The sequence below is a fragment of the Pseudomonas sp. HPB0071 genome, assembly GCF_000478505.2.
Classification (GTDB): Bacteria; Pseudomonadota; Gammaproteobacteria; order Pseudomonadales; family Pseudomonadaceae; genus Chryseomonas; species Chryseomonas luteola.
Window position 1 is genome coordinate 1,621,797 of the sequence record NZ_KI517367.1, and the last position, 19,220, is coordinate 1,641,016.

Annotated in this window: 17 protein-coding genes; 12 read left to right on the top strand and 5 right to left on the bottom strand. The window is 55.1% G+C overall.

Features of this window, described 5'->3' with window-relative positions:
• The first annotated feature begins 8 nt into the window (after positions 1 to 8).
• The 7 genes from HMPREF1487_RS07755 (at position 9) to mdtD (ending at position 7,546) form a co-directional block, all read left to right on the top strand.
• Positions 9 to 629 (top strand): prepilin-type N-terminal cleavage/methylation domain-containing protein, encoded by a 621-nt coding sequence (locus HMPREF1487_RS07755; RefSeq protein WP_230382162.1) that lies wholly within the window; start codon positions 9 to 11, stop codon positions 627 to 629.
• On the top strand, positions 626 to 1,354 hold the full coding sequence (locus HMPREF1487_RS07760; protein ID WP_010796077.1) for a type II secretion system protein GspK: 729 nt from the start codon (positions 626 to 628) through the stop codon (positions 1,352 to 1,354). Before HMPREF1487_RS07755 ends, HMPREF1487_RS07760 begins: the two co-directional genes overlap by 4 nt.
• Entirely contained in the window at positions 1,351 to 2,454 is a 1,104-nt protein-coding gene (locus tag HMPREF1487_RS27275; protein ID WP_010796078.1) for a PilN domain-containing protein, read from the top strand. Before HMPREF1487_RS07760 ends, HMPREF1487_RS27275 begins: the two co-directional genes overlap by 4 nt.
• Positions 2,429 to 3,061 (top strand): type II secretion system protein GspM, encoded by a 633-nt coding sequence (gspM, locus tag HMPREF1487_RS07770; protein WP_010796079.1) that lies wholly within the window; start codon positions 2,429 to 2,431, stop codon positions 3,059 to 3,061. Before HMPREF1487_RS27275 ends, gspM begins: the two co-directional genes overlap by 26 nt.
• A complete protein-coding gene (locus HMPREF1487_RS07775) occupies positions 3,058 to 3,630 on the top strand; it encodes a hypothetical protein (RefSeq protein WP_010796080.1) in 573 nt (190 codons plus the stop codon). The genes gspM and HMPREF1487_RS07775 overlap by 4 nt, the downstream gene beginning before the upstream one ends.
• An 87-nt stretch (positions 3,631 to 3,717) precedes the next feature.
• Positions 3,718 to 5,976, top strand: coding sequence for a type II secretion system secretin GspD (gene gspD, locus HMPREF1487_RS07780; RefSeq protein WP_051370217.1), 2,259 nt, complete (start codon positions 3,718 to 3,720; stop codon positions 5,974 to 5,976).
• A gap of 130 nt (positions 5,977 to 6,106) precedes the next feature.
• Positions 6,107 to 7,546, top strand: a complete 1,440-nt coding sequence (gene mdtD, locus HMPREF1487_RS07785) for a multidrug transporter subunit MdtD (protein ID WP_010796082.1) — start codon at positions 6,107 to 6,109, stop codon at positions 7,544 to 7,546.
• Positions 7,547 to 7,609: 63 nt separating this feature from the next.
• Here mdtD and HMPREF1487_RS07790 read toward each other — a convergent pair whose 3' ends face one another.
• Positions 7,610 to 7,819 (bottom strand): cold-shock protein, encoded by a 210-nt coding sequence (locus HMPREF1487_RS07790; RefSeq protein ID WP_010796083.1) that lies wholly within the window; start codon positions 7,817 to 7,819, stop codon positions 7,610 to 7,612.
• Between HMPREF1487_RS07790 and HMPREF1487_RS07795 the strand changes: the two genes are divergently transcribed.
• Both HMPREF1487_RS07795 and HMPREF1487_RS07800 read left to right on the top strand, forming a co-directional pair.
• A complete protein-coding gene (locus HMPREF1487_RS07795) occupies positions 7,818 to 8,147 on the top strand; it encodes a hypothetical protein (RefSeq protein ID WP_037029835.1) in 330 nt (109 codons plus the stop codon). The two genes, HMPREF1487_RS07790 and HMPREF1487_RS07795, sit on opposite strands and share 2 nt — an antisense overlap.
• A 68-nt stretch (positions 8,148 to 8,215) precedes the next feature.
• A complete protein-coding gene (locus tag HMPREF1487_RS07800; RefSeq protein ID WP_037029836.1) occupies positions 8,216 to 9,451 on the top strand; it encodes a diguanylate cyclase domain-containing protein in 1,236 nt (411 codons plus the stop codon).
• Here HMPREF1487_RS07800 and HMPREF1487_RS26720 read toward each other — a convergent pair.
• Together HMPREF1487_RS26720 and HMPREF1487_RS07810 are read right to left on the bottom strand one after the other, a co-directional pair.
• Positions 9,336 to 10,208 (bottom strand): substrate-binding periplasmic protein, encoded by an 873-nt coding sequence (locus tag HMPREF1487_RS26720; RefSeq protein ID WP_010796085.1) that lies wholly within the window; start codon positions 10,206 to 10,208, stop codon positions 9,336 to 9,338. The genes HMPREF1487_RS07800 and HMPREF1487_RS26720 overlap by 116 nt on opposite strands.
• A 69-nt stretch (positions 10,209 to 10,277) precedes the next feature.
• Positions 10,278 to 11,510, bottom strand: a complete 1,233-nt coding sequence (locus tag HMPREF1487_RS07810) for a sensor histidine kinase (protein WP_010796086.1) — start codon at positions 11,508 to 11,510, stop codon at positions 10,278 to 10,280.
• A gap of 374 nt (positions 11,511 to 11,884) precedes the next feature.
• Between HMPREF1487_RS07810 and HMPREF1487_RS07815 the strand changes: the two genes are divergently transcribed.
• The 3 genes from HMPREF1487_RS07815 (at position 11,885) to HMPREF1487_RS07825 (ending at position 15,678) form a co-directional block, all read left to right on the top strand.
• Positions 11,885 to 12,580, top strand: a complete 696-nt coding sequence (locus HMPREF1487_RS07815; RefSeq protein WP_010796088.1) for an HAD family hydrolase — start codon at positions 11,885 to 11,887, stop codon at positions 12,578 to 12,580.
• An 86-nt stretch (positions 12,581 to 12,666) separates the two neighbouring features.
• Positions 12,667 to 14,046 carry an ATP-dependent RNA helicase DbpA gene (dbpA, locus tag HMPREF1487_RS07820; protein WP_010796089.1) on the top strand — a complete coding sequence of 460 codons (1,380 nt, stop codon included), beginning with the start codon at positions 12,667 to 12,669 and terminating at the stop codon, positions 14,044 to 14,046.
• 471 nt (positions 14,047 to 14,517) lie between these two features.
• On the top strand, positions 14,518 to 15,678 hold the full coding sequence (locus tag HMPREF1487_RS07825; protein WP_010796090.1) for an acyltransferase family protein: 1,161 nt from the start codon (positions 14,518 to 14,520) through the stop codon (positions 15,676 to 15,678).
• 257 nt (positions 15,679 to 15,935) lie between these two features.
• Here the strand turns inward: HMPREF1487_RS07825 and HMPREF1487_RS07830 are convergent, their stop codons facing one another.
• Both HMPREF1487_RS07830 and HMPREF1487_RS07835 read right to left on the bottom strand, forming a co-directional pair.
• Positions 15,936 to 17,147: an NAD(P)-dependent oxidoreductase gene (locus tag HMPREF1487_RS07830; protein WP_230382176.1), complete on the bottom strand. Its 1,212-nt coding sequence runs from the start codon at positions 17,145 to 17,147 to the stop codon at positions 15,936 to 15,938.
• Positions 17,148 to 17,642: 495 nt separating this feature from the next.
• Positions 17,643 to 19,118 carry a lipid II flippase MurJ gene (locus HMPREF1487_RS07835; RefSeq protein WP_010796092.1) on the bottom strand — a complete coding sequence of 492 codons (1,476 nt, stop codon included), beginning with the start codon at positions 19,116 to 19,118 and terminating at the stop codon, positions 17,643 to 17,645.
• Positions 19,119 to 19,220: the final 102 nt, after the last annotated feature.

Below are 19,220 nucleotides of genomic sequence, written 5' to 3' on the forward strand. Positions count from 1 at the left end.
AGGTCTCAATGCGCGGCTTCACCTTGCTGGAAGTCCTACTGGCTATCAGCCTGCTGGGTATCCTGCTGGTCCTGATCGGCTCTGCCCTCATCAGCGCCAATCGGACATTGGCTCGCAGCGAGCAGTACAGCGCCCGACTGGATGAGCTGCGCTCTACACAGAATTTTTTACGTCGCGAACTGCAGCAAGCCCTTCCGCTGTCGATCCAGCGCACCCCCACCGGGCAGGGAATGGTGTTTATCGGCGAGCCACAGGAGATGCGCTTTATCGCAACGTTGCCTTCGCATCTCGGCGGCGGCATCCATATCCAGACGCTCCGCTTGGCAGGTGACAGCCGAGACCAATGGCTACAGGTCGACTTCGCCAAGATTGTTGGAAACAACCGCACTGAATCCTGGGGAGATCCCCAGCGTTTGTTGCGGCGGGTCAGAAACCTGCGCTTTTCCTATAGCGGCCTTGACCAGAACGGACGACCTACGGACTGGCTGCCGCGATGGCCCTGGCCGCAACACCTGCCCCAGCGGGTTAGGGTTGACCTGACGGCCGATGGCCCCATTGCCTGGCCACCTCTACAGGTCGCCGTACGCCTCGACCTGGGCAACTCAAACAGCATGGGGTCTCTGCAGTGAAGCGGCAGCACGGGGTAGCGCTGCTCATTACGCTATGGGCACTGGCACTGCTCAGTCTGGTCATGGCCGGCGTCGTAACCGCAGTACGCCTGGAAAACAAACAGAGCGTCCATCAGCTTCAGGATGCCAGGGCGCATCTTGCGGCGGAAGCAGGTCTGGCCCTGGCTGTCCAGCATCTGACAGGCCTTCAACGAGAGCAGCGCTGGGTTGCGGATGGCCGCCCCTATCAACTCGAATTCGACCGCATGCGCCTGACCATTCAAGTGCGCAGCGAGCTGGGAAAGCTGGATCTTAACAGCACCTCATCCGCCTTGTTCATCAAAGTGGCGACTGCATTGGGCGTTCCGGCTGGACAAGCGAAGCAAGTCGCGGCAGCCTTGCAAGCCCGTCAGAACGGGACGGATCCGACGCCCATGCGAACCCTGGAGGAATTGATTCAACTCCCCGGTATGGACAATGCGATGTTTACTCGCCTGGAGCCCTACATCACCGTCTGGAGCGGGTACGATCAGCCGGTTGTGAGCTTTGCAGCGCCACCCATACGGCAAGCCATGGGCCAGAAGAACATCATTTCCCTGGAGGGAGAAGATCCAGGGCAGGTATTGAGTGTGTATAGCCAGGCTGAACTGGACAATGGTTTCCGCTCTGCCTTGAACGTGACCCTTTTACTCAACCCAACGGATAGCAACATGCAACCTTACCGCGTGCTGCGCTGGCAAGAATGAAAACAATTCGACTGGAATGGCCCAATAGCCTGCGCCCTGCCGTGAATGCCTTTCAGGCGCAATGGCACGCCTCCGTGTTTCCCCGCTTTTTCAACTGGTGGTTTACCGAACTTCGGGCCTGCCTGCCCCCTCGCCTACGCAGCCTGTTCGAGCGAAGCGAACATGAACAGATCATCCGCTGGGACAATGAAGAAGCCTGGCTTCACTCGGCGGAGGGTAAGCATCCATTAACCAGCGCCGATTCGCTGGGTACAGAACGCTGCGTTCTGCTGTTATCGCCTCGGCAGGCGCTGGTCAGAACTATCAATCTACCTGCTGGCGCAGCCCAGGACGTCATGGCGGCTGTCGCCTTCGAGATGGATCGCCATACCCCTTTTAAGGCCAGTCAGGTCTATTATGCGGTCCGCCGCTGGCCAAGCCAGCCCAAGCAGCCGCTCCGTGTGACGGTTGCCACCGTACTGAAGGATCGCCTCGATCCATTACTGGAGCGCCTGCAGGCGCAGGGCATTCGTCCCGACGAGATCGATGTGCAACAGCCTGAAGGGGGGCGCCTGGGTATTAACCTGTTGCCATCCGAACGCCGTCAGCTTCGCAAGAATCCGAGGCGTCAGCTGAACATTGGTCTTGCAGTCCTGGCTATCGCTTTGACATTCGCAGCCATGCAGGTCTGGTTGTATAACCGCGCCGTTGCGCTCGAAGCCATGCGTCATGAGGTCAGCCAGCTTCGCGCCGGCGCCCAGGAGATCGAAAGCCTGCGCCAGCAGATACAGAATGGCCTGGGCGCCACTCGCTACCTGACGGAGCGTAAGGCGGGTACTCCACCGCTGAGCGTGATGCTTAGCGAGCTGACTCAGTGCCTGCCCAAAGACACCTGGCTGACGGAGCTGTCCGTTGAAGGAGACGGACAGGTCAATCTGGCCGGCCAGAGCCAGAAGGCTGGCGCCTTGATTGGCGAGATGAAGAATTGTCACTCGCTTACCGGTGCGCAGTTCCAAGGCGTCATCCAGCCAGACGAAAACACCAAGAAAGAGCGCTTCTACCTGCTCGCCCACCTGCGTCGGGAGGAAGCCAGCAATGCGCCGGTCACTGACACCCCGTGAAAGTCGCATCGCCGCGCTGGCCGTTCTGGCGTTCGCGTTGTATGTGCTGTACTGGATTTGTCTGGAATGGTGGTTCGTCGCGCCCCAGCAGGCCATGAACGACGAAATGGAGCAGCTCCGCCAGACCCAGCGCCGGTATGCCGCGCTGCAGGCCCAGCGTGAACCCTTGCAGCGCCAGCTCGAAACCGCACAGGAGCGAAACGCTGGGAGTGACAGCCTGCTGCCCGGTGACGACCCCAGTGCCGTAGCAGCCAACCTGATGCAACATACGGCTGAACTGATCGAGTCGCACAAGCTGGACGGCGCCGGCTGTGAATTGCTCAACCGCACGCCCATCGCCGGCAACCCTGGCGATGAGCCCTATGCCCAGGTCAAAGTCAGCTTCAACCTCAGCTGCGCCATCGAGCCGCTGGAAGCCATCCTGTACGACATTGAAAACGATCGCCCTTTCCTTTTCGTAGAGGAGCTTCGCGTCGAGCGTCATGAGGATGCTCCGCCCAAGGGTGGTGCCGGCAGGCTTGAAGTCCAGATGCTTGTCACTGGCTACATGCAGCGTAAAGCCGGTATGGACGATAACGAAAACACGGATTCGGATGACCCGACATGAACGCCGCTGATCAGCATCGCCTCACCCCCTGGCTCGTCCTGATTACGGGACTATCGGCCGCGCTTCTGGTCATGTTCGCGCTGGGCATTGGCCGTAACGTACAATGGCTGCCTCCTCTTGAAGCACAGCACTCGCCTGCAACCGTCAGGTCGCCGGAGCTGCCGAACGCACCGCCCCTGGATGCCTATGCCAACACCTGGCAGCAGCCCTTGTTCAGTCCGGACCGTCAGTCTGATCAGAAAATGGCCGCGCCGGGTCAGCCGACTTACCTTACAGGCTATGTGCTGACCGGCATTATCCTGACCGACTCGCTGCAGCTGGCCCTGCTCAAGGACAACTCAGGCAAGGCGCTCAGCGTTACCCGAGGCAAGGCACTACCCAACGGCTGGAAGCTAGAGTCCGTGGCTGCCAACAAGGCGGTATTTGTCTCCAGTGATCGTCAGCAAAGCTTGCCGCTCGTGATCGAAAAGGCACCTCTTGACGACGTGTCGGCCCCAGCCGCCGAGGCGCCCAGCTCTACCACGGAAACGTCCCCGGAAGAGGATGACGACTCCGATAGCGAAGATTGATACGGAACCCGGATTCAGTGGCCGACGCGGCCGCCCCCTATTATCAGGAGCACTACAATCGTGACCTTGCGTTACCCCTTGGCCTGCATGGCCACCGCCACCTTGCTGGCAGGTTGTATCTCACCGGCCACCGATACGCAGCAAGACGATGCCCTGCTGCGTGAAGGTCTGGCCGGAACAGGCAGCCAACGCCCCTTGGTAAGAGAGCCCTCGCCCAATGTTCCCAGCTCGGCCGAAACGGGCGATAACCCCCGTACACCGGCCCGCAGTCAGATCATTCGTGGTGATAACCGCTTCATCAACAGTCGAGTGACACCTGCCGCCAAGCCGTCAGCCGCGCCGGACGGCGGTGTAGTATTCAACTTCAACAACCAGCCGATTCGAGCAGTGATCAACAGTATCCTGGGCGATCTGCTTCAGGTGAACTACACCATCGCGCAGGACGTAAAGGGTGAGGTCACTTTCTCCACGTCCAAGCCCGTTGCAAAGACCGAAGCCCTGTCGATCCTGGAGACGTTGCTATCCTGGACCAATAACGCCCTGGTGCGTGAAGGCGATCGCTACATGGTTGTACCAGCCAACCAGGCCGTGGCAGGCCGCATGGTGCCGGCGCTACAGATGCCGGAGCCAGGCAGTGGCCTGTCTGCCCGCCTGTTCCAGCTGGACTACATCTCCGCCACGGAAATGCAGAAGCTGCTCAAGCCCTTTGCCCGTGAAAATGCTTTCCTGCTGGTGGACCCCTCGCGCAATGTCATCGCGCTGGCCGGTACGCCCGACGAGCTTGCCAATTATCAGCGAACCATCAGTACCTTTGATGTGAACTGGTTGAAGGGCATGTCTATCGGCGTCTTCGGCCTGCAACGTGCCAGTGTGGCAGAGCTGATGCCGGAGCTGGATCGCCTGTTCGGCCCGCAGAGCGGCACCCCGCTGGCCGGTATGCTCCGCTTCCTGCCGATCGAACGCACCAATGCGGTGGTGGCCATCTCTTCACAGCCTGAATATCTGAACGAAGTTCGTCAGTGGATCGAGACCATCGATAAGGGCGGCGGCAACGAGCCGCAGATGTATGTGTACGACGTACGCAACATGAAGGCTACAGATCTAGCCCGCTATTTACGCCAAATCTATAGTAACGAAGCAGTGTCTGAAGAACCAGAAGCACAGGTTGCTCCGGGTTTGCGTACAACGACACTCTCAACAGGAACAAATACCAGTACAACAGGTACCACCGGTATTACTGGTAGCAGCCAGGGCTTGGGAGGATTGGGCAGCAATGGCCTTTCTACCAGTATTGGCAGCAACAGTGGCATTGGTGGCGGTAACACAGGTAACAGTACGACAGGTAACCGGAACGCGTCTGATACGGATAACGAAAACTCGAATAGCAGTGCCTCGGGCGGCAGTGATTCTAATACCAACGACGCAGGCGTTCGTATCACGGCGCAGAAAAGTAGTAACCAACTGCTTATTCGGACCCGCCCTTCACAATGGAACGAAATTCAGTCCGCCATCAAACGGTTGGATAACGCCCCCATGCAGGTTCAGATTGAAACTCGTGTCTTGGAAGTTAGCCTGACAGGCTCACTTAGTCTTGGTGTGCAGTGGTATTTAGGCCATCTCGCCGGAAACTCCAGCACTGAGGGTATCGCCAATACCTCTGGCAGCCAGGGTGCACTAGGGCAAGGTGGCGCTGCGTTAAGTTCAAGTGATGCCCTATTTTACTCTTTTGTCAGCAATAACCTGCAGGTAGCCTTGCATGTCTTGGAGACGAACGGTAATACGCGTGTGCTATCTGCCCCGTCCTTGGTTGTCATGAATAACCAGCAAGCGCAAATTCAAGTAGGAGACAATATTCCGATCACTCAAACGTCTGTTAGTACAACCAGTGACTCAACATTTAGTAGTGTGCAGTATGTACAAACCGGCGTCATTCTTGATGTGGTACCCCGAATAAATCCCGGCGGCTTGGTTTACATGGATATCCAGCAGCAGGTCAGCGATGCAAGCTCGACGACTGATGCTAATGGGAACCCATCAATTTCTACCCGAGCCGTTACTACACAAGTAGCAGTGCAGAGTGGGCAAACCGTATTGTTAGGAGGCCTGATTCAGCAGAGCGAGGCTGAAACTGACAATAGTGTTCCCTATCTCAGCCGGATCCCCGGACTACATTGGCTATTCGGTAGTACAGCACGTAATAAAGGTCGCTCCGAGCTAATAGTTCTCATCACGCCACGTGTGATCACCAGCAACAGTCAGGCGAGCCAGATCACGGATGAGTACCGCCAGCAACTCCAGCTGATCAGTCCCATCAAGCCTATCAGCCAGATCGACACCTCCCGTTGACAACCCTGGTGGGTCGCCTGCATCGTCAGGCGGCCCCCAGGTGTTCAGGCATTTCCCTTCGCGACATGGGCAGAACGCTTGAGGCGTCCTGCGTTCCAACCCTTTGGCCACAAAGGAAGTACGATCACTCATGTCCGCTTCGCTACTCGATGCCCGTACCGCTCGCTATTTGCCCTGGCTGGTTGCCATTGCATTCTTCATGCAATCGCTCGACGCCACGATCCTCAATACTGCACTTCCCAGCATGGCACATGATCTCAATGAAGATCCGTTGCGCATGCAGGGCGTCGTGATCGCCTACATGCTGACGGTCGCGCTGCTGATTCCGGCCTCAGGCTGGATCGCCGATCGCTTCGGAACACGGCGGGTCTTTTTCAGCGCCATCGCTTTGTTCACTTTTGGCTCACTGTTATGTGCATTGTCCCCCTCGCTCCCCTTGTTGATCGCAGCCCGCGTCATTCAAGGTCTGGGAGGCTCGCTGATGCTGCCAGTCGGGCGGCTCGCCATCCTGCGGGCTTATCCTCGTACCGAGTTGGTGCGAATACTCAGCTTCGTCACCGTGCCGGGTCTGATCGGCCCGCTGACCGGCCCTACCCTAGGCGGCTGGCTAGTGGAAGCAACTTCCTGGCACTGGATCTTTCTGATCAACCTGCCGGTAGGCTTGTTGGGCTGTTATGTCACCTCAAAACTGATGCCTGACCTGCGCAGCCCCATTCCCATGCGCTTCGACGGGTTTGGATTCCTGCTGTTTGGCGCGGCAATGATCCTGATATCGGTTGCCCTGGAGGGTTTGGGCGAGCTTCATATGCCCCATGCCCGGGTGGTTCTGCTGCTAGTGGGCGGCCTCGCCTGCATGATCGCCTACTGGCTGCGAGCCTTACGTATCGAGCGTCCGCTCTTCTCGCCGCAACTGTTCCGCACCCGCAGTTTTGCCGTTGGCATATTCGGTAATCTGTTTGCCCGCCTGGGCAGTGGCGCGCTGCCCTTTCTGACGCCTCTGCTGCTTCAAGTGGGCATGAATTTTCCACCGGCCAAGGCAGGTATGACCATGATTCCGCTTGCGCTGTCGGCAATGCTGGTCAAGCCCATCGCCAAGCCTATCATCGACCGCCTGGGCTATCGCCGATTACTGATCGGAAACACCATTTTACTGGGCTGCATGATCGCCAGCCTGAGCCTGATCACCACGGAGACGCCTTATCCACTGTTGCTGATTCACCTGGGTCTTCTGGGCGCCGTCAACTCGATGCAGTTCACCGCCATGAACACCGTGACGCTGATCGATCTACGCGATGAGCAGGCCAGTAGCGGCAACAGTCTTCTGTCCGTGGTCATGCAGCTGTCGATGAGCTTTGGCGTCGCCTGCGCCGCTGCCTTGCTGGGTGGGTTCAAGGATGATTACGCCGATACCGATGTGCTGTCCGCCTTCCATGCCACCTACCTCAGCGTTGGGCTGCTCTCTATTCTGGCTGCCGCAATTTTCGGGCAGCTTCCGGGTAATCCTGACCGCAAGGCGCCTTCGCATCGCGTTGAGGAGCCGGAAAAGAGCCCGCAGAGCGCAGAGGCCTGATGATTCAGCAGGCATAAAAAAACCCGAGAGCATTCTCGGGTTTTTTGCTTCGGCGCTCAGCGGTCAGACCACCTGAACGTGCTCAGCCTGCATGCCTTTCTGGCCTTGCACAACTTCGAAGCTGACGCGCTGGCCTTCTGCCAGGGTCTTGAAACCATTGCCTTCGATGGCACGGAAGTGAACGAAAACGTCGGGACCGCTTTCAGGAGTAATGAAGCCATAGCCTTTGGTTTCGTTGAACCACTTGACGGTGCCGTTCTGACGATTCGACATGAAGATGTTGCTCCTTGGTAAATCGGGTTTTGTTATTAAAGCTTTTAATGCCCTGAACGATGCGCCATCAGACCATTCGCCAGGGACTGCGTTGCAAGGAGAAACACCAATCGAGCAGGACGGGGCCACGTGGAAACCTACCGCCTCAGGTCACGATCAACAGCGACCCAAGCAAACACAGTGGTTTGAACTCTACGATAAATTTATTACGAAAGCGATTACACGAAAGCCGCCTGTCGCAAACGGGACAACCGGTACTTCAGATGCGATCAACGGCATAATCAATGCCGTCATTAGGTTTACTTCTCCTAGCATGACATGTCTATAGAAACACTAAATAAGTGTGTTTTTGGACATATGCCATGCTTGATGAGCACCACTTCGGGAATCCATTTCGTGCGTAATATTCTGGTCGTAGAAGATAGCCAACTGGTCCTCAAGCTTTTGTCGCACCTCTTTCGACAGGAGCCCTTGTTCGAACCGGTATTCTGCGCATCGCTGGCCGAGGCTGAACTTCTTCTGGAGACCAGCCCCGGTCAGTTCTTTGCTGCCATAGCCGACCTGAACCTGCCCGACTCGCCCAACGGCGAGGTCGTGGATGTCATCCTTGCCCACAAGGTGCCCTGCATTGTCCTGACCGGTCGCTACGATGAGCGTCATCGCGATGAGCTCATCAACAAGGGCGTCGTCGACTACATTATCAAGGAGAGTCAGTACTCCTATGACTATGTGCTGCGACTCCTGCATCGGCTGGTCCAGAATCAGAACGTCAAGATACTGGTTGCGGAGGACTCCTGCGTCTCGCGGCACTACATGTGTCGGGTGCTCTCATCACAGCTGTTTCAGCCGCTGCAGAGTACGGATGGGAACGAGACGCTCAGGGTGCTTCAGGCGCAAAACGATATCGACCTGCTGATCCTGGACCATGACATGCCCGGCCTGTTGGGCTTCGAGCTAGTCAAGCGCCTGCGTCAGCAGCTCAAACGGCACGACCTGCTGATCCTGGGGGTTTCGGCTGATCCACAGGGTATCCTTAGCGCACGCTTCATCAAGCACGGCGCTGACGACTTCCTACGCAAACCCTTCTGCCCGGAAGAACTCAACTGCCGTGTCATGGCCATGCTCGAGCGACGCGACTTGCTAAGGGCGTTACAACAGGCAGCCCGCTATGACTCACTAACCAACCTCCTGAACCGGCGAGCCTTTCAGGAAAAAGCCGAGCTGCACATCAGCCTGGCGCAAGCCCAGTCGCAACCCATTAGTATTGCCCTGCTGGATATTGATCTTTTCAAGAACATCAACGATCAGATGGGACATGCCGGTGGCGACACCGCCTTGATAGCGTTTGCCCATGCCCTGCGAACACATTTTCCGCAAGACATCATTGGCCGCCTGGGCGGAGAGGAATTCGCACTGGTGAGCCAGTCAAGCGAACAGGAGCTGGCCAGACGCCTGGATATCTTCCGCAAACTCTGCACCCGGCTCAATTACCTGCCTAACGCCCCCCTGCTGTCCTTTAGTGCCGGGGTTGCCAACCTGCAGACCCAGGCGCTGGAGCCGGCACTTCACGTGGCCGACCAGCGTCTTTATCAGGCAAAGCGCAGCGGGCGTGGCATGACGCTATGTCACTGACCTGCTGAGTTGGCGGCCACACTAGGTCGTAGCGGGCAAAAATGTCGGCATAGGTACCATCTGCCTTCATCCGCTCGATCGTATCGTCAAACTGAGCAATGATTTTTTCCTGCTCAGGATGATCTTCCGATACCAACATATGCAGGCCTTTTTCCGCCAGCGGCTTGTCCAGAAACTGAAGCCGGGACGATTGAGCACTGGCCACGCGCTCGATCACACGCCTGGCCACATGCTCCTCTTCGATTGCCAGATCGACACGTCCCGCCAACAGCATTCTCAAAGCCTGCTCGAAATCGGCAACCGCGACCTTGTCCAGGGTTCGATCCTGATCGAACTCTTTCGAATAGGCATATCCCCGTACGACGGCCAACCGGTACGGCCTCAAATCTTCCAGCGTGGAAAAGGTAATCGCGCGCGTTTTCAATGCGATAAAGCGTAGGCGGTTTGCCAGGAAGGGCTTGGAAAACTGCCCCAGGCGCTCTCGCTCGGGCGCATACCAGATGTCGACAATCACATCATGGGAGCCATTTTGTATGCCATACAGCACCCGCTCCCAGGGCTCCTCACGAAACGTTGTCTCGTATCCGGAGCGGCCAAGGGCTGTCCTGACGATATCGACAGCCAAGCCCTGACCAGCCGGCGAAGTCATAACATACGGCTCCCAGGGGTTTCCAACCAGTCGAAGTGGAGGGCTGGCCCAGGCCAGGAGCGAGCACGACCAGGTCAAAGCCAGGCAACAAAAGGTGAGGACACGCATAGAGCCTCCCTACCGGCATGACAATGCAATGAACAGGATCTTCTTAAGTATGTAGTCTCTAAGACGGCTTTATGCCAGCGGCAGATGAAAACAGAAATCGCTGCCCTCACCCAAAGTACTGCTGGCCTGGATCGTACCGCCATGCGCCTCGACAATGGTTTTCACGATTGCCAGCCCCAGGCCAACCCCCTGGTGTTCACGCTTTTTAACCTGCCAGTAGCGATCAAAAATAAATGGCAGATCGCTTTCAGCAATACCGGGCCCGTTGTCACTGACCGTAAAGCGCACCCCCTGTGCCTCACGAACGACCGATACCCAGACCGTCGAGCCGGGCTGACTGAACTTCACGGAATTGCTTACCAGATTGGAAAAGACGCGCAGCAGGCGTTCGTAATCTCCTTTTATGGTTGGCAGCTCCTGCTCACAGGACGTCAGCAAGCGTATGCCGCTCCGCTCGGCTAACGGCTGCAGCATCGCAACGGCGTCTTCCAGAAGCTTGTGCGGATCGAGCAAGGCGAGCCGAAGCTCCAGCTGGCTTTGCTCCATCTGAGAGATTTCAAGCAGCTCATCGATCAGCTTGCCCATATGACCACTGGCTTTTTGTGCATGGCTGACCACTTCGCGCTGCCGCTCATTCAAGGTGATCCCGTCGAACAGGCTGAACGCCATGGTCAACACTGATAAAGGCGTTCGCAGATCGTGCGCCACGACCGCCAGCAGCTCTTCACGCGCCCGAACGGCAATACGGGCGCACCGGGCATGCTGACGCACCTCCTGAACTGCCAGACGCAGTTTGATTTCACGTGTCGCTGAGTAGGCCAGCTCGCCCAAAAGCTCCAAATCGCGGGGACACCAGAGTCGGGAACACTGATCGGCAACAGCAAAATAGCCCAGCAGCTCTCCATCACTGTCCTTGAGCGGCACGGCTAAAAAGGCACCTGTTCCAGTGGGAAGCATCGTCAAAGATGCAGCCACAGGATGCTGTGCAGCAGCATCGATAATCAGCGGCACCCTTTCAGCCAGGATACATTCACCCAGCGCATAGGCCGATCGTTCCCAGTGACTGGCCAGAAAATCCGGCAGGCCATACTGACTTTTTAAAAAGGCACGTCGGTCATCCACCAGTGATATAAACGCGATGGGCACGCCCAACAGGCGAGCCGCCATGGCGGTCAGCCGGTCAAATCCCTCTTCCGGTGGCGTATCCAAAAGCTGCGTCCTGTGCAACGCCGCCAACCGTGTTGCATCTCCAATCAATTCTGCCGGCTTGCAAGCCGATACGCACGGCGCATCATGGCTCATCCCAAGGCTCCACACCAAAAGGCCCTAACGCTCGCGGCTGCAAAACTTTTTCTGTGCAAGCCCTTCTAATGAGGCGGTTCCAGAGCCATTACGGCCTGTTTTTCACAGCCGAGAGTCCTGTCTCCGCGTGGAGACACAATCCATGAACAAGGCAGAAGCGATTACACTACGTCGAGGCAGTGCCTTTTGCCCATACCCTAGCCTCACTTTAAATAATTTGTCCCCTGTCTCATGTACAACGTGGCAGGCAACCCAGCAGTGCAAGCCAATGATCAGCGGAGCGCTGTTTGCAAACGACCTGTCATCCAGACAGGCTCAGTGTCCCCTCCTCTTGTCTGCGGCCATACTGGTCAGCCGCACTAAGGACGTCTTTGATGAAACCACACGTGATCGAACTACTCATCAGCGACTGTGATGGCGTACTTGTCGACAGTGAAATCCTGTCGGAGCGCATAGTCATGGACGAGTTGAGCCGTCATGCCCCCAGGACGGAGCTCGAAAAACTGCTTGAGGGTACGTTCGGACTGACAACGCGCGATATTATCCAGCGGGTTGAAGAGCGCTTTGGCATTACCCTCCCTGAAGGCATTCACAAGGATATTCGTACTCGCGCCGAGCAGCTAATTGCAACGCAAGTCGAGCCCATACCCGGTGTCAAAGAGGCTCTCGAGCGCATTGACCTGCCACTGGCCGTTGCCTCAAACAGTCAACGCCACAGTGTAGTATCCTCCGTGGCGCGTGCAGGACTGACCGAGCGCGTTGCCGGTCATATCTTCAGCGCGGACATGGTGGAGCATCCCAAGCCGGCACCCGATGTCTATCTGCTGGCTGCCCGTACCATGGGTGTATCACCGGAAAACTGCCTGGTGATCGAGGACAGCGCCACGGGCGTTCGCGCAGCGCTGGCTGCCGGCATGCGTGTGATCGGTTTTACAGGTGCAAGCCACATTCCTCCCGAGCACGGTGAAACACTTAGACGCCTGGGCGTGACAGCGCTGATCAGCCATATGGATCAACTGCCGCAGCAGGTTGCCGCCCTGCGGGAAACGGCCACCAGCGGACACGCCTGACGGCTATCTCTTGCGACCAACCGCGATAGCCCCCATCGAGCGGCCTGTTACACTGCACGTTTTATTTTGCATGCTGCAGGCCCTCCGTGACCGCTACCTCCTTTACCACCCTTTCACTTTCCGATGCACTGCTCGGCAACCTGGAGTCGCTGGGTTATCAGCAGATGACCCCCATCCAGGCCCTGAGCTTGCCGGTTATCCTGAAAGGGGAAGACCTTATCGCCCAGGCCAAGACCGGCTCGGGTAAGACGGCCGCCTTTGGCCTGGGTCTGCTGAATGGCCTTAATACCCGATATTTCGGCTGTCAGGCACTGGTACTTTGCCCTACACGTGAGCTGGCAGATCAGGTCGCTCAGGAAATACGCAGGCTGGCGCGATCAGCCGACAACATCAAGGTGCTGACATTATGTGGCGGGGTCCCTTTCGGACCACAAATCGCTTCGCTCGAACACGGCGCTCATGTGATCGTTGGAACACCGGGCCGTATTCAGGAGCATCTGCGCAAAGGGACGCTTTCTCTTGAAGGCCTGAATGTCGCTGTACTCGATGAAGCGGACCGGATGCTGGATATGGGCTTTCATGACGCTATCGCCGACATCCTTGGCCAGACCCCGACACGACGCCAAACCCTGCTGTTTTCTGCGACCTACCCCTCAGGCATCGAACAGCTAGCGAGTAACTTTCTACGCAACCCCAAGACCATCAAGGTCGAAGCGTTACATGACGATACCCGTATCGAGCAACGTTTCTATGAAATAGACCCGCGCCAGCGACTTCAGGCGGTTCTTCAGCTGCTTCAGCATTTTCGGCCTCAGTCTTGCGTTGCGTTCTGTCATACGCGCCAGCAATGCCAAGAGGTTGTCGACTACCTGAAGGCGAACAAGATCTCCGCGCTGGCCTTGCACGGGGATATGGAGCAGCGCGACCGCGATCAGGTTCTTGTACAGTTTGCCAATCGCAGTTGCACGGTTCTGGTAGCAACTGACGTGGCTGCCCGGGGAATCGATATCGCCGGCCTTGAAGCTGTCATCAATGTGGAGCTGTCCCGTGATGCCGATATCCACATTCATCGAATCGGCCGAAGCGGCCGGGCTGGCGAAACCGGCATGGCCTTCTCCCTGGTAGCACCTGCAGAGGCCGGTCGCGCGCAAGCCATTGAGGACAAACAAAAGGCCCCGCTGAATTGGCAGTCCATCGATACGCTGACGCTGGAGAACCCTGCTCCTTTGGTACCTCCCACGGTCACGCTCTGCATTGCTGGCGGCCGTAAGGAAAAAGTCAGACCTGGCGACGTCCTGGGCGCTTTGACAGGTGAAGCAGGTATTCCCGGAGACAAGGTCGGAAAGATCACCGTTCATGACTATCAGGCCTATGTTGCCATCGAGCGTGACACAGCACGTCAGGCCCTGAAGCGGTTAAGCGAGGGCAAAATAAAGGGACGCTCTTTCAAAGTGCGCATGCTGTAACTCAACAGCAGCCGGCGGGTCACTGTCGGCTGCCTTACTCAACGGAAAGCATCATTTCCAGGCAAATCGAAAAACTCATAAAAAACAACCTTTCAATTGCGAAAAAATATTTCGCCTTTTTACCCTTCCGGCTGAACTTGCTAGGCCAAAGTGATCAAAGAGTCAGGCTAACGCTTAGGTGGCTAACCTAATAATTCTAGCGGTGTCGCATATCTGATTGATCGACGTTGTACCGCCTCGTGAAACGCAAGCAATGAGTTCTATTCATCACTTCGTAACGTTCGTTTTTGTTACCTTGAAATAACCTCTTCTAGATAGCTGTGACCACGCCGTCAAACAGGCTGCTTTCCGGTACGCCTGCGGGGTCGCCACTTCGCTCTAGGCCGCAGCTTACTTCAAGGAAAGTAAAGGCCATCCGGCTTTTACCGAAGTATGAATATCGACTATGACTGGTAAGGACGAGACAGTCTGATGAGAAGATTTACCGTACTCGATAGCTTTCGTGGCCTTTGTGCTTTGGCTGTTGTTCTTTTTCATACGTACGTTGTAAACAGCTTTGCGGAAATGAGCTTGTTTACCAACGCTTACCTTTTTGTCGAATTCTTTTTTGTGCTTAGCGGCTTTGTCCTCTATCACACCTATGGTCATAGACTTTCCAGTCTCACCGACTACAAGAACTTTTTCATCAATAGAACCCTGCGCCTCTATCCCTTGCATCTCACCATGCTTGGCGTCTATGTAGCGCTGGAATGCGGAAAGTACCTGGCTGAGCGCAAAGGCCTGCACTTCAATGACGGTGCCTTTTCCGGCGCAACGGCGCCTCACGAGTTTCTCCCTAATCTCCTGCTGGTTCAGGCCTGGCTCAATAACACCATTACAGGCTCATTCAATTACCCCTCCTGGAGCATTAGTATTGAGTACTACATGTACCTCCTCTTTGGGGCTATTCTGATTCTGGCTCGCAGAGGCCATCTCAAGATCTTTGCGCTAATTTCCCTGCTCTCGTTCGTTGTCCTGTGCCTGCCGGAGTCGCCTCTTAAAACGGGCATCTTCAGAGGCTGCTCCTGCTTTTTTGCCGGCGCCTGCACGTATGTCATCTTTACCAAGATCAAGGATTTTCAACTCAGCGCATTAAGCTTTACGGTGCTTGAAGTACTCAGCGTTGGCATTACCTATGCCGTTATCATCTCTCACCTTGAGTACAAGGGTATTATTGCAAGCGTATTGTTCTGCGGCCTGATTCTGGTCTTCTCGTTCGAAAAAGGCTCTGTCTCACGCATCCTGCAAGGTGAATACTTTGTAAAGTTGGGTAACCTGTCTTTTTCAATCTACATGACTCACGCAGCCATTCTTTATATATTCAAAAGTGCTGCTATCGTATTGTCCAAAGTAACAGGCAAAGAACTTACAACGATGCTGCCGTCGCATGACACTCCGGCAGATCTGATCAAATACATCACAACTGGTGGCGCTGTAACGGATGATCTGGTTGTCTTGGCACAGCTCATTACTGTAGTACTGGTTTCCCGGTATACCTACCAGTACATAGAACTCAAGGGCGTAGCGATAGGTAAACGCTTGACCCGCAAGAAAGAAGTTACCACGGAAGCTCTACCTAACGGCTCAATCTGATCTCTTTTCATCCTTATAAAAACCGGCTCTATTACAGCCGGTTTTTTATTGCCTTTAAGCCAGCATATATCTTTAATTCGATAAACAGAATTTGAGAACATCTTATAATTTACCAAGCCGCTGCTTCGGCCTTTAACAAACCAAAACCAGTAGTAATTTATTAAGCAGACATGTGTCCGCCTCTAACTACTGTAAAAGTGCAGACAATAAAAAACCCTGTAATGCTTGCCGCATTACAGGGTTTCTTCAGCGCTTAATTAAACGACTGGGATAGTTCCAAAACCTTCATCAAGCCCTTTGCCGAAAGGAAATGCCTTGCGAGGTTCGTTGGTATTCAACAGGCCCGGCATTTGTGCCTGAATAACGGCTCGATGTTGTTCAATAACAATGTCCAATGCACGGCTAGGCACAAGTTCGATGTCATCAAACGTAATCACCTGGCCCGGCGCAACAGCACGTTTGAGGACGGAATGCTTCAGCAAGCCGATCGGTAGATGATCAGGGTTTTCCGCAATCTTGACGGCCTCACCGCGCACTTGGAAGCCACCAATACCACGTTCGATGATGTCACCTGCCTTCATCGGGTTCTTAACGACAGCAGCGACACTCAATGTGGGAGTCGTCGAGTTGTTCAGCAAAACGCCACCACCCGCGACCACACGGCGAATCGTCTTGCCGACCTCCAACGAGCAGAGATGGTAAGGACGAACGAGCACATAGTAAGGACCAGCGCCCAACTTGAAGTATTCGATCGCAGGTGCCTGATCTTCATCATGGCGGCACACCACAAACACGCCGCCAGCCGGATAACCGCTCGGTACGACATAGTCGACGATAGGCTGACCTAGCTGCTCAGCCATCTGAGCCAGCACGTTGGCCGTCTCGTTCAGGTTGGTGGACTTGAGGCCTTCCAGTCCCTGACGCGTAATAGTAGCGCCAAAGCCGTTGCCTACGACTACCTGTTCAATCTGCACCTTGGTGCCATCGGTAAACGAGGTTGTCTGATCGATACTGATACCCTGCCGCTTGGCCCAGTACGCCATGTCTTCCGGCTTAGGATCCAGGTTCAGATAGCCTTTCATGTTGCCGTATACGAGGGGTTTGAAACCCATCTGTATGGCATCTTCATGCAAGGCAGCCAACGAACCCGGCTGATCTCCTTCAGCCTCTGTCAGGAAGCCTTTTCCGGCCAGATAGGAGCCTGTGGTGACCTGCAGTTCAGCATTGATGGTCACCACCTGCAAACCTGCCTGAAAGGCGCGCTCGATGACCTCTGTACCGTGGTAGACATCACCACTGCATTCAACGATAAGGTCGGAATTGTCCAACACCTCATCCAGCGAATTGGTCAGGCACTCAGGAAGTGGAAAATCCGAAATGGTGTTCAGGCTACGGCGAGTAAAGACCTTGGAAATAACCAGGTCTTTATAATGCTTTGCAATCAACCTTACAAAGCAGCGGGAAATCATGCCTGTTCCGACAACGCCGACACGTTTTACTTGGAGGTTAGACATACGAACGAATCCTTTCAGAAGTGGTAGGTATGCAGCGAACAGAAGAGAAAGCGCTGCATATGTCGTAACTAAGAGTTTGAATTAGTTGGCAGCAAGGCCTTGGCGATTGCCTACAGACATAACGCGTTCACAATCGTGCTGTAGGACACAAAGCTAGTTTAAAAAGTTCCTAGTTACTTGTTTTATTTCAAAAAAATACTGTCAAAAAGAAAGCGCCAATTTATCTAATGGAATTAATCCTTATAATTCCAGTGGATTAATTAATGCTCTAGATCAAACTACTGCCCGCACAAGCTCGCAAAGCACTTTAAATTAAGTCTAAAGCGCTATAACCAGCCTAAATCAAATTCTTAATTTAAATAGCGAATAAATTTAAAATTGTGACGATTGCAAGACAGTGACCGATAAGGAATTCGCAGGTTAGCTGATCCCTCAGCTAACCTGTCAGATTTAGGCTGTTTTTACAGCGGTCCAGTACGAGCGCTTGAATAGGTCACGCTCACCCAGAACGACCAGACAGACCAGCAGGCACAGCAGCAAGGCCACTATGTAGGCCACCAACTCTACAAACCCGTCAGGCTGAGGGCTTACATACAGCGTGGCAAACGTAACGGCCAGGGCAGCAGCCGTCCAGCGGGCAAGCACTGCAATGCTTAATCCCTTGGGTGATGCTTGATAAAGGAAATAGGCCATGCATAGCGCTTGCACGAAAAAGCCAATCGACAGTGAATACGCAAGGCCATTGGCACCGTAGATCTTGTACAACACAGCATCCAGCAGCACCGTCAGAGCGGAACTGACCAAGGTTATGATGAGGAATGCACGCCCCCTTTGCTGAGCCAGCAAGGCACGTCCCCAGATCAGAGCGAGTCCCATCCAAGGCAGGCCAATAGCGTAAGCCACCACCAGGGAAGCCGTAGCCTGTGTCTGGGCCGCGCCAAATGCACCGCGCTCAAGCAAGACCTTGACTACAGGCTCAGGGAAAGCGATCAGTACCACCGAGGCAGGCACCAGGAACAGCAACGTTGCCAGTGAAGCCTTGCGGGATACAGTATTGAAACGATCGTGCTCGGAATCTGCCCAGCTTTTCGCCATGTCTGGAAACATAACAGCCAAAACCGACAGCGCATAAAGTGTAAGCGGGATGGTAACGATGCGATAAGAGAACGACAGCATACTGATCGTCCCTTCGGCCAGGAAGGAAGCGAAGAAGCGCTCAGCTAGCATGCATCCTTGCTGTGCACCTGCGGCCACCAGCACGGGCGCAAACGTCAGCACAAATTCGAAGCCTCGACTTTCCAGCTTTCCTTTTACTGCTCGGCCAGTCAAATAACCAATTCGCTGATGCTGGATAAAAATCAGTATCACCTGCGGAATCAGCATGCCCGCAAACAGGTAGATTCCGCTGGGATAGAACGCATAAATGCCAATGATGGCACCTAGGTTCATCGATACCGTACGCGCCATCGGCAGGATGAAGATCCGGTCAAGACTCAGCAGTGCTCCCTGACAATACAGGATGGCCTGTACGAAAATCAGGAAGGCGCCTACGGAAAATACTAGCAGTCCCGCATTGACCTGATCAGCCGTCCAGCCAGGCGCCAGTGCCTTAAGTACCCAAGGGCTGCCCAGGGCTGCACACAATGAAACCAGAAGACCAAACAGCATGACTCGCCAGTAGAGCCACCGACTGGACAGGATGAACTGATCCTCACTTTCTGATCGTATGCGTTGCAGGTAGGGAATCATGGCATCGCGTAACGCGAGGCCGAAAAAATTCTCGAAGAACAGCGGCAGGATCATCGCAACGAAGATGAGATCCGTTTCCCAGCTAAGCCCGAACTCCTTGGCGATCAACAGATCACGCAGAAAGCCGAGAAGAAAACTCGCAACGGTGATGAGAAGGATAATTACGGTCTTCTTCATGTTTCTTTCCTAGAAAAATTACATCCATACCAAGCCCGATCGCTTGCAAGAAACACAAGGCATTTAGTCAAGACACAGCAGGCTTCGGACTCGATACCACAG